The organism is Mucilaginibacter sp. P2_A5 (assembly GCF_056404995.1).
The window spans coordinates 193777-203786 of record NZ_JBFUCY010000011.1 but is presented as its reverse complement, the minus strand read 5'-3'; the positions used below and the strand labels follow the sequence as shown (position 1 = coordinate 203786).

General features: G+C 41.2%; 13 protein-coding genes. 8 read left to right on the top strand and 5 right to left on the bottom strand.

The genetic code is table 11. The features are described 5' to 3' along the window. Window positions 1-396: 396 nt before the first annotated feature. Together AC1DXF_RS11885 and AC1DXF_RS11880 are read left to right on the top strand one after the other, a co-directional pair. On the top strand, window positions 397-1041 hold the full coding sequence (locus AC1DXF_RS11885; RefSeq protein ID WP_477448802.1) for an START domain-containing protein: 645 nt from the start codon (window positions 397-399) through the stop codon (window positions 1039-1041). 334 nt (window positions 1042-1375) lie between these two features. Continuing rightward, on the top strand, window positions 1376-2020 hold the full coding sequence (locus AC1DXF_RS11880) for an START domain-containing protein (protein ID WP_477448801.1): 645 nt from the start codon (window positions 1376-1378) through the stop codon (window positions 2018-2020). A gap of 103 nt (window positions 2021-2123) precedes the next feature. Here AC1DXF_RS11880 and AC1DXF_RS11875 read toward each other — a convergent pair whose 3' ends face one another. Together AC1DXF_RS11875 and AC1DXF_RS11870 are read right to left on the bottom strand one after the other, a co-directional pair. Beyond that, a complete protein-coding gene (locus AC1DXF_RS11875) occupies window positions 2124-2909 on the bottom strand; it encodes a hypothetical protein (RefSeq protein ID WP_477448799.1) in 786 nt (261 codons plus the stop codon). Window positions 2910-3079: 170 nt separating this feature from the next. Continuing rightward, window positions 3080-3649 (bottom strand): C40 family peptidase, encoded by a 570-nt coding sequence (locus tag AC1DXF_RS11870; RefSeq protein WP_477448797.1) that lies wholly within the window; start codon window positions 3647-3649, stop codon window positions 3080-3082. 253 nt (window positions 3650-3902) lie between these two features. Between AC1DXF_RS11870 and AC1DXF_RS11865 the strand changes: the two genes are divergently transcribed. Then, a complete protein-coding gene (locus tag AC1DXF_RS11865; RefSeq protein ID WP_477448795.1) occupies window positions 3903-4544 on the top strand; it encodes a TNT domain-containing protein in 642 nt (213 codons plus the stop codon). Beyond that, window positions 4541-4900, top strand: a complete 360-nt coding sequence (locus AC1DXF_RS11860) for a hypothetical protein (protein WP_477448793.1) — start codon at window positions 4541-4543, stop codon at window positions 4898-4900. Before AC1DXF_RS11865 ends, AC1DXF_RS11860 begins: the two co-directional genes overlap by 4 nt. 260 nt (window positions 4901-5160) lie before the next feature. On the opposite strand, the gene AC1DXF_RS11855 is transcribed toward AC1DXF_RS11860, so the two are convergent. Continuing rightward, entirely contained in the window at window positions 5161-5712 is a 552-nt protein-coding gene (locus AC1DXF_RS11855; protein ID WP_477448791.1) for an inclusion body family protein, read from the bottom strand. 338 nt (window positions 5713-6050) lie between these two features. On the opposite strand from AC1DXF_RS11855, the gene AC1DXF_RS11850 reads away from it, so the two are divergent. The 4 genes from AC1DXF_RS11850 to AC1DXF_RS11835 all read left to right on the top strand — a co-directional run bounded on the left by AC1DXF_RS11850 (window position 6051) and on the right by AC1DXF_RS11835 (window position 8916). Further along, window positions 6051-6608 (top strand): hypothetical protein, encoded by a 558-nt coding sequence (locus tag AC1DXF_RS11850; protein WP_477448790.1) that lies wholly within the window; start codon window positions 6051-6053, stop codon window positions 6606-6608. A gap of 15 nt (window positions 6609-6623) precedes the next feature. Further along, complete coding sequence (locus tag AC1DXF_RS11845; RefSeq protein WP_477448788.1) at window positions 6624-7289, top strand: hypothetical protein; 666 nt, start codon at window positions 6624-6626, stop codon at window positions 7287-7289. Next, on the top strand, window positions 7273-8082 hold the full coding sequence (locus tag AC1DXF_RS11840; protein WP_477448786.1) for a sensor histidine kinase: 810 nt from the start codon (window positions 7273-7275) through the stop codon (window positions 8080-8082). The genes AC1DXF_RS11845 and AC1DXF_RS11840 overlap by 17 nt, the downstream gene beginning before the upstream one ends. 180 nt (window positions 8083-8262) lie before the next feature. Next, the gene (locus AC1DXF_RS11835; RefSeq protein ID WP_477448784.1) at window positions 8263-8916 is read left to right on the top strand and encodes a response regulator; all 654 of its coding nucleotides are present in this window, start codon (window positions 8263-8265) and stop codon (window positions 8914-8916) included. Window positions 8917-8998: 82 nt separating this feature from the next. On the opposite strand, the gene AC1DXF_RS11830 is transcribed toward AC1DXF_RS11835, so the two are convergent. Together AC1DXF_RS11830 and AC1DXF_RS11825 are read right to left on the bottom strand one after the other, a co-directional pair. Continuing rightward, entirely contained in the window at window positions 8999-9229 is a 231-nt protein-coding gene (locus tag AC1DXF_RS11830) for a hypothetical protein (protein WP_477448782.1), read from the bottom strand. Window positions 9230-9231: 2 nt separating this feature from the next. Then, window positions 9232-9804 carry a DUF6088 family protein gene (locus tag AC1DXF_RS11825; protein ID WP_477448780.1) on the bottom strand — a complete coding sequence of 191 codons (573 nt, stop codon included), beginning with the start codon at window positions 9802-9804 and terminating at the stop codon, window positions 9232-9234. Window positions 9805-10010: the final 206 nt, after the last annotated feature.

The window sequence follows — 10010 nt, the reverse complement described above, 5'->3', positions numbered from 1 at the left end:
TGCCTTTTGCCAATTACCTTTGATGAATCAAGAGAATTATTCTAGCTGGGCCTTGGGCAATCTTAAAAGGCAGGGAACTAATACGAACGCAGGTTCTCCAAAACCAGAAATGACAAAAGTTCACCCTGCCTTTTTATTTAACGTTATCCACAAACTTTTTAGTTTTTAACACCCCCCTGCACCCCCCGTTTCTAACAATAACAAATCTTAATATTGTTATCTTTAGACCAAAGGAAATGACATTTTTTTATTAAATGATAAAGGATCAAAAGAGGTGTACACAATATTTTTGGGTGAGGCTTTCTAAATGACGTTAAACTGACAGGCCGGTATTACAACCGGCCTGTTTTGTATATAGCTTTGTTGCATCGGGGACCTGCAACCCGTTTTGCTACCATGTACTACAAATTAACATTATTAATCCTGCTGATTGTAAATACAGCATTTGCCCAAAACGACGAGGGTTGGGTATTAAAACACAGTAACGACGGCGTAAAAATTTATACTCGCAAAGTACCCAACTCAAAAATAAACGCCATTAAAGTGGAGTGCCATTTTGATGTTCCGGCCTCGCGGCTGGTAGCCGTTTTGATGGACGTAAAAAACAGCGAGGATTGGCTGTACCATACCTCATCAAACTATATAATAAAGCAGGTATCGCCATCGGAATTGTATTACTATTCGATGGTGGAGGTGCCCTGGCCGGTGAGCAACCGCGATTTTATAGCCCATATTAAAGTATCGCAGGATGCGGTTACCAAAGTCATTACTGTTGATGCACCCTGCATCCCTGATATGGTACCCCGAAAGGCCGGTGTGGTGCGCGTGGCCGATTCAAAAGGCAAATGGGTACTTACCCCTGTTGGTAAAGATAAAGTGAAAGTATTGTACACCCTGCATGCCGATCCCGGTGGCAGTATCCCCGCGTGGCTGAGCAATATGTTTGCCACCAAAGGCCCAACCGAAAGCTTCCAAAAACTCAAATTACAATTGCAAAAACCTGCGTATAAAAACGTAAAAGTATCTTACATAACAGAATAAGTCCCAAGGTCCCAACGGAATTAAGGTCGATTTAATATCGAACATCGAATATCCAACACCGAATAATGAAGGAAAAACTTCGATGTTGGACATTCGAAATTCAATGGTCGATATTATTTGCCCTTCTATTTTTCTTAATATGATGTTGCCCCAGCCCCCTAAAGGGGAAGTTTAAGCGTTCGGTTATTCAATCCTTTTACACCGGCTATGTCCGGGCGAATTGCCATCGCAATTTCACATTTATATTAACCTTAGGGCAAATGACCTTGTACTGACAAGCAAAATAAATAAGCCTTATAGTTTTGATGTAACGGATCCTGTAACCCGTAATAACATGAAAAAAAAATTAACCTTGCTACTTCTGTTGGTTGTGAATTTTGCCTTTGCAAACCCCGATGGTAGTTGGACCCTTGATAAAAACGACGACGGTATTAAAGTTTATACCCGCAACGTTGCCACCTCAAAAGTTAAAGCTATCAAAGTGGAGTGCAGTCTTGACGCAACACCATCGCAACTGGTGGCGGTTTTAATGGATATCAGCAATGGCGACGGCTGGGTTTACCATACCGCTTCCAGCTATGTTATCAAACAGGTGTCGCCGTCAGAATTATATTACTACTCGCTGGTTAATGTGCCCTGGCCGGTGCACAACCGCGATTTTATTGCCCACATAAAAGTTACGCAGGACCCTGCTACCAAAGTAATCACCGTTGATGCTCCCTGTATTGCAGATATGGTGCCCCGCAAGCCCAATACCGTACGGATAGAAGAATCAACCGGCAAATGGATTATAACGCCAACCGGCGATGGTAAGGTGAAAATAGAGTACACCCTTCATGCCGATCCCGGAGGGAATATCCCGTCCTGGCTGGTAAATATGTTTGTAACCCAGGGCCCTATAGAAAGCTTTAAAAAGCTGAAGCTGCAATTACAAAAGCCAGCCTACAAAAATGCAAAGCTGGCTTATATAGTTGATTAGCCCCCCGGCCCCCTGAAGGGGGAGCTTACGGACAAAGAGGCAAAGACTTTGAGACAAAGGATAAGAATCTTTTGTCTCAAATCTCATATCTAACATCTCAAATCTAATTTTTATGTACCCCGTAGCCCAAACCCAGTACAAGGGTTAAAAACACGCCGTTAGGTTTGCTGTCGGGGCCGGTTGTAAGTTTGTGGTCGTCTACCTTCCAGTCGCTGTTGTTGGCAGCGATGTAGTAGCCGGCGCGGATACCGATCGGGATGGTACGATCGACGGTGACACAATCCATTTGTTTTGATTTGAGGTGTATCACATAGTCAAAGCCGCCGCCAAGCTCGATGCCAAAGGTATGCTGGTTAAGCGTTTTGCTTGATGAGCTTTGGGTAATCTCCTGCCCAAAATCGGTAGTGCTATTAATGTTGCCTTTATCCTTCACCTTCAGGAACGAGTTTTGGAAATTAAGGCCCACAGTAGGATAAAAACGATAAGCTGTGTTGGCAGATAGGTTATACCCTGCCCCAATCTGGATTTGCCCCCTGAAAATTGACACCTTTACGTCATTAGCAGTTACCGACTCGGGCGCTGTGCCGCCAATACCCAGTGTTGTAATAAAGCGGTTGTTATACATCCTGGTCATTGATAGGTTAAACCAGGTGCTGTTATTGGCCAGCATCGGGAAACCCTTGGGCGCCAAATAAGCATTAATATCGCGTACGTTATTTTTACGGTACTCGGCTTGTAATTCAAGGCCGCCGGTCATGTCTTTATGCCAGCCGCTGTGCATCCAGTTTTTAGTTTTAACGGTATCGGCGTTTTGCGCCTTCGCCAGGGTAGGAGTAAGGCAAATGGCAACTGACAGTAGTTGTACTGTTTTAGTAAATATCTTTTTCATGGTTTCAGTATTTTCGATACAAACGTTGTTTTTGTGTAAATAGTTCCTGCGGCGTAAAAAACTTAACCGAAATTTAAATTTGTTGAACTATCGGATGTTTGTACTATTTTACCTCCCGCCTATCACATCTCCCGGCAAAAAAAATCTTGCTATCTGATACTAACTACTTGCTACTCTCCTTCAAATACTCTTATTGTTTTCAAGTACCGGCCATCATAATATGGGCTGAAAGGCGTTTCGGTAACACCTTTAGCTTTGCCCGAGGTGGAGTGGATAAACACCATTGGTTGGCCGGGTTTTACAATTAAAATACCCATGTGTCCAGGTACACGGTCGGTACTATCGGTGCCGGTGAACAGCACGAGATCGCCGGTTTTGGCCTCCCTTAGCGGAATCTGGTTGTGTACGTGGTCAAAATCCATCGATCTCCGGGGTACGGCTATCTTAAAATGGTTAAACACATAAGTTATAAAGCCCGAGCAATCAAATCCCTGCGCCGGATCGGTTGAGGCGTATAGATAGGGGATACCCCGCAGGCTTTGGGCAAATGCAACCAGGCTATCGGGGTTTGTGCCTATAGTTTTTATCCTGGTAACAAATTCCGCGCTATCCGGAGCCGGCGGCGGCAGGGTATCACGACGCAGTAACGTTTGCCCGTTAATTACCACCGCCTCATGGCCGCAACCACCGCAACCGCTAAATGTCAATAAGATAAGGAGATACAGAGGAATGGCATACATGTACAGTATACATGAATGCCGTACAATTGTTTTTGATAATCAATAGTTGATGTCACGAAGTCAATGGCCAGTATCAAGCTTTTTGAGCATGCTAACAAATGTAGCGGTTTTAGCGGCAGGGACACCAAAATGGATTGCTTTGATATTTTTAGTTATATCAACATATTATTGAAAATAAATATGCCGGTTTGTATTGATAAAGTATTTACATATATTAACTTTAAGCTAATTAATAAACCAAATATCTTGTCCTATGAAAACAATAAGAATACTGCTGTTGGCAGTACTGCTGCCTTTTGTTGTGGATGCGCAAACTGGGCACACCAAAAAAACACACAAACACATAACCGGTTCAGGAAGAGAACATCAAAAAAATGACAGCCTTGTACGCGGCGTTTCGTACAGTGTTTTTGTTGCCTCAGTCGCCGATTTTGCCGACAGTACCAAAAAGCCGCTTGCCCAAACTGCCTGGCAACTTTGGAAATATGAAAAATGGGCCGCATTGGAACAGTTTTTCAGCACAAACAACCTTAATGGCGGCTGGCCCCCAAACCGTGGCGCCCTCTCGCTAAAAATGATTACGCTGCAGGCCGGTCTGCTGGTTGATCGCTATGGAGGTTATTACGATGCCGATAGTGTTTTCCAGGACAAGGGCACCTTTGTATCATTTGTAGGTGTGCCGTTCCCGCAACGCGCTTTGCCCGATAAAACCTTACAGTCGCCTTATAGGGTTTATAAGATTATAAAACCCATTGACAGTGTCAAACGCGGACAAATTATCCCCTGGTTTAATAAGCCCGGTTTAGGTATTCAGTTTGAATTGCCATATAATATCAACGATCTGAAAAAAGGGGGGTATATTGCCGAACAAAAAGATAAAGAAGGCCCCAAATGATAATCAACTATAAAAAGGCAAAGTCGCTCATATTTGACGGTCACGAACAGGAGATGCTGCACAAATCAATTGATTTGAGCCGTGAAACAGCCCTGGGCATAACCATAAAACTGGACGACTTTGCCAATAATACCTTTGAAGACCTGCAAGGGATTGTCAGCGATGCCGACTTTACATTCATCATAAAAACCGGGGCTTTTGCTACCGATGGCGGTTTCCTGAATTTATATAAAGGCAGCAATAACCTAAGGCTATATTACCATAAAAAGGGCAATACCATAATTGTTTTTGCCTACGGCGAGTTTCAACCTGGTCGCTATATGCTTTACCTCGAGGGCTTTTGGACGGTAGACTAGCTATGTGTCTCAAAAAGATATCATTCATGAATCTATCGGTTGACGGATAACATAATATGCTTTAATTGATTCCATAGACAAAAAAATCTTGATACTTGATACTTGTGACTTGATACTTATAAAAGCCGCTTTATGAAATAGCCAACTTGCGTTTTGAGTAACAAATCACAAGTCGGCTATTAGCGGTTAAACCGCTCAGGGCTTTGGCATGGGGAACTGCTAACTGTTGTTAACTATGCAGCGTTTTACCTCGCCTTGGTTTAAAACTGAATGGTAAGCGTTGGATCCCACCAAAAGTAGCCGAATAATACCGGCTCTGCCTGGTCCCTCGTGTGGCGGTAAAGTGCAAAACTGATACTATAGTTTTCTGTTCCGGTTTTAAGGATGGTTGCACTGTTGAACCAGTAACTCTGTAACGAAAATGTAATCGGGAATGTGGCTCTGTCGGTTGGCAGGATACCTGTCCTGTTAAATACGTTAAAGTCAACTGCGCTGAATACATCATCGCTGCTGTCGTATCGTGCAATTTTGTAAATAGCTACGGCGGTGTCAAAATTGCCATTTTCAGATACTGCGTACCAGCGGATAACATCGCCGGTAATGGCCTTTACGTTAAGGTCTGCCGTTCCTTCAGATTGCGGCGTAAATACATTGCCCCTGGTGGCTACCATATACATATAATTATGCGCCAGGCCGGTGGGGCTATCTGCGTTGGTACTTGGAGAAGGGTTATCGGCTATAATAGCTTCGGTATCGATAACGATTTGGATATAAACGATTTCATTGGAATCGCTTGCTGGTGAAATTGCCATAAGTAGTAAATTTAAAAGTTAAATAATGGTCTCTACTCTTTAAAAGGATTTTCGAGTTAGCTCCTGCTCAGGGGCGTATAACCGAAGCTTCTTAACCGGTATCATACGCCCTTATTGCGATACAAATATTGCTCTGAAACAGAAATTAGGGAAGAGTAGAAATACCGAAAAAAATAAATAAGTATTTATACGTAGAAAATGGGCATTTGCGAAAAAAAAGTGTATTATTATATTAATTATTAAAACAATATACTTAACTTAACCTTAGATAATTTGACCAGCCTTTAAGCTCATTAACTGTTAAGTTATACATCGCAAACCTTGTAAATCAATTTATTATGCAACAACAACCCTTTGGCAATTTCACCAGATTGCTTCCTCTTGCGCTTATTTTTTGTGTATTTTTATTTGTAACAGCCTGCCGGCCGCCTGCTGGCGGTGCCATTAAATTTGCTTCGTTAAAATATACTTCCGGGCAAATTAATCATTGGCTCGCTTCGGCTGAAACCAATAATTTTGTTTTTCAGTTTTATACACCCGATGCTGATAGTCAAAAGCATCCCTGTCAACTCATTTCGTACATCATTGATACAGCGGGAAACTACTTAAATGCCGCTAACCCCGATACATTATCATTGGCAAAAGATAGTTTAATCACGCTAAGCGGTAAAGCCATATTGGGCAACTCCTATATTTCCAAAAAAACCATAATCGATATGTTAAAGGATTCCGGCGGAAATAAACGGGATTTTGACTACCTCTTGCTGACTCCTATAATACTTCCGGCCAACCGGCATGTTGTTTACCAGGTTCAAATCATAAAAGGAGGTGTTATATTAAAATGCGAGAATGGCGATATAAATTCAAACCCTTCGCCACCGGCTACAATGAAATAGAAATATATAAAGGCTGTGCAAAATATTCTTAAAAACGTTCTTGATTGGTCGGAGGTTTGGGCATTGCTCATACCTTTGACTTTTCTTTACATCCGTAAAAAGCAACCGGCCGTTAATAAGCCTGTTATCATTTATGTTTGGATAGCGCTGTTGTTGAATATAGGGATCGACCTGACCTGGAAATTCAGGACAAAACTGCCCGTTCAATTTCAGTCGAATAATTATTTGTATAATATCCATTCTATAGTTAGGTTCCTGTTATTCAGTTCCTATTTTATCCGGCTTAAGCAGCCATTTCTTACTAAAACAAAAAAAGTAATTCAAGTTATTTTTGCCGGCTTTGTAATTGTAAACTTTAGTTTTTACCAGCATTTTTTCGACTATTGGCAGTTTAGCAGCCTGCTGTTATCGGTTGAAGCAGCGCTGCTGTTGTTTTATTGTATTCAATATTATTTATTCAGGATAAACGACGACGCAGAGATAAGCAAAAAACAACCCGATTTATGGATTGTTACCGGCCTGGGGATTTATGTAACTGTAAATTTTTTCATATTCCTGCTTTATAACAAGCTTACCGTACATCTGCAAAATTTTGCAGTGAGCTTATGGAATATCCACAATATCGCCTTTATCATCTTCTGTGTTTTTATAGCAAAGGCCTTTTATGAGTCAGAATTATAAAGAAATAAAGCTTTTTCTGTTTATGGGGATAGCAGTGATGCTTTTCCTGTTTGCGAGTGTTTTATTGATTTTTATTTTTTTTCAGCGAAAAAAATTTCAATACCAAAAAAACATTCAAAATTTACGCGAAAATCAGCAAAACCAATTAATTGAAGCAGCGGTACGCAGCGAAGAAGCTGTACGGCACCGGATTGCCGAAGATTTACATGACGAGGTTGGCGCTATATTATCCTCATCAAAACTGCATTTCCAGGGAATAAAAATTAATGTTTTTGACGAAAAAAACGAGCAACTTTATGAAAAGGCCAAAGAGTTACTGGACGAAGCCATTAAACAGGTAAGGGACATTTCGCATAATCTTCATTCGGGCATATTGAAAGAATTGGGCCTGAATACCGCGATCCAGCACTTTGCCGAAAAAATAGTCCATAACTCCAATATCATCAAGACCACAACCGACCTGGCCGATTCGTATACCGCGCCAACAACCGAAAACGATATAAGTGTTTACAGGATATTTCAGGAGCTTGTAAATAATATCATTAAATACGCCGACGCCAAAACACTGCATATCAGTTCGGTTTATGAAAATCATGCGTTAAGGCTAACCATTTTTCATGATGGCAACGGACTAACCCAGAAGCAGTATGAAGAGCTACGTTTTAAGAAAAACGGGCTTGGATTAAAGAACATACAAAGTCGTATAATTTTGATAAAAGGTCAGCTTACATTTTCGCAGGTGGCCGGGGGGTATTGTATTGATATATATGTAAAAGACAACCTGAATTACTGAAATAACAACAATGTTTACGGATATTTTTATCCTTGATTATGATATTTAAGTGAAATTTCAAAATAATTTTTGCCCTTTAATTTGGGTAGCAAATGAATTTATCAGCCTCGGAGTTAAAGTCTCCCCTACCGGGGGAGATTTAGAGGGGGCTTTCGATACACCATTTAATCAATACAAACTATGAAGCCCAATAAAATAAAAATAGCGATAGCAGACGACTACACTATATTCAGAGATGGTTTAAAAGTTGGGCTGGCCCAGCACAATGATTTTGAAGTAACCATGGAAGCCAGTAACGGCCAGGATTTGATAGAAGGGATGGAGAAAGAGCTGCCGGATGTTATTATTATGGATTTAAAGATGCCGGTAATGGATGGCATAGAAGCTACCAAACTGGTAAAAAGGAGATTTAGTTCAGTTAAAATTTTGGTGGTAACCATGTACGATGATGATAAGTTTATCATCCATTTGATGGAGATTGGCGCAAACGGTTATTTATTAAAAAATGCCGACTCGGAAGAGATTGGCAAGGCAATTTATGCAGTATATGAAAATGGCTACTATTTTAACGATATAGTAAGCAAAGCCCTCCTGAAAAAATTGGTAATAAAGGGTAACCTGAAGCCATCGTTTAACCAAAATATTGAATTTACCGAGCGCGAGCAGGAAGTTTTAAAACTGATATGCGAAGAAAAAACCGCTACCGAAATGGGCAAACAACTTTTCCTCAGCCCACGCTCAATAGAAGGGATCAGGATAAGGCTGATTGAAAAAGTAGGCGTTCGGAATACGGCCGGCCTGGTAATGTTTGCGGTAAAAAACGGGATAATATGATATACTTATCATGGGTTTCCGGCCCTTGCGTGAGGTAAAGACTTGAACTACGGCGTGATAAAAGCCCAAGAGCTGCAGGAGTTTATAAATTATCGATATGCTGATGGATTCGTGCCAATAAAACATCGAAATCAGGCTGACCATTGTAGTATAGCGCCGCGGTATCGGTGTATCGTTTCTTGAACGAAGCCCTTAACTCTTCATCGCTCAACATAAAGGCTTCATTTTGATTTAATGGAATAGCTAAGTCGGGTTTAGGGAAACGCTCTTCCTTATGTGTTAAATATTCCGGCGTTCCGATAAGCGCCTGCAAATTTATGCGAACACCGGAGTGAGCAAGCGCTTAGCCTTGCCGTTTCCGTATTGGCTGAGGGTTTGCTGTAGCTCATTTTTATTCATGCTCCGGGCTTTGGATAAAACATTGACTAGTACTTGTTGCTGATCTTCGGCCAGTCTGTCTAAGTTACTAACCAAATCAACGAGCAAAAATTCAGGTGTTAATTTTTCAGGAAAATGATGTTTTACCTGGAAATCAAATGTGCGGTTACCCAATTTGAATTTTCCATGTCGTTTATGGTTATAAACGATACGCTGGTTATATAGTTGGGTAGTGCCCACACCCAATGCATTATACAGATTAGGAGATGTGAGCAGAAAGCGATCATCTTTTAAGAATGAGCGTACCAAAGCTTCTTCTTCCGGTGGTGTTTTTCCAAAACTGGAATTTTTGGGATAATAGTAAACACCTTGTGATAGTTTTTGTAATATACCCTCTTCCAGTAGGGCATGCAGATGCCTGTCCACCGATTTCGACCATTCCGTGAGGTCGCTCCTGCGGTAAACCTGGCCTTCCTGCAAATGTGTTTTAAGTTGTTCCAGCGTCGACATCTTTTTACTTTTTACAAAGTTGATGATAAATCGAAGGCTATGCAAGGATTTTTATTGAAAATTCATGCAATAGCTATTTTTAAAATCGAAGGAAATATGGCGTCATGAAAATATAAAGCCTTTTGCATGCTGAGATTTGTTTATAACAACACACAACAAAGCGTGGTAGGGAACACTAATATTGGCACAGTCTGCAATATTATTTG

Bases quoted from the DNA above. Each gene is read 5' to 3' on its own strand.
- AC1DXF_RS11865 (WP_477448795.1), top strand. From the start codon at position 3,903: ATGAAAACAATAAGAATACTGCTGTTGGCAGTACTGCTGCCTTTTGTT.
- AC1DXF_RS11855 (WP_477448791.1), bottom strand. From the start codon at position 5,712: ATGGCAATTTCACCAGCAAGCGATTCCAATGAAATCGTTTATATCCAA.
- AC1DXF_RS11885 (WP_477448802.1), top strand. From the start codon at position 397: ATGTACTACAAATTAACATTATTAATCCTGCTGATTGTAAATACAGCA.
- AC1DXF_RS11875 (WP_477448799.1), bottom strand. From the start codon at position 2,909: ATGAAAAAGATATTTACTAAAACAGTACAACTACTGTCAGTTGCCATT.
- AC1DXF_RS11880 (WP_477448801.1), top strand. From the start codon at position 1,376: ATGAAAAAAAAATTAACCTTGCTACTTCTGTTGGTTGTGAATTTTGCC.
- AC1DXF_RS11870 (WP_477448797.1), bottom strand. From the start codon at position 3,649: ATGTATGCCATTCCTCTGTATCTCCTTATCTTATTGACATTTAGCGGT.
- AC1DXF_RS11835 (WP_477448784.1), top strand. From the start codon at position 8,263: ATGAAGCCCAATAAAATAAAAATAGCGATAGCAGACGACTACACTATA.
- AC1DXF_RS11850 (WP_477448790.1), top strand. From the start codon at position 6,051: ATGCAACAACAACCCTTTGGCAATTTCACCAGATTGCTTCCTCTTGCG.
- AC1DXF_RS11860 (WP_477448793.1), top strand. From the start codon at position 4,541: ATGATAATCAACTATAAAAAGGCAAAGTCGCTCATATTTGACGGTCAC.
- AC1DXF_RS11840 (WP_477448786.1), top strand. From the start codon at position 7,273: ATGAGTCAGAATTATAAAGAAATAAAGCTTTTTCTGTTTATGGGGATA.
- AC1DXF_RS11825 (WP_477448780.1), bottom strand. From the start codon at position 9,804: ATGTCGACGCTGGAACAACTTAAAACACATTTGCAGGAAGGCCAGGTT.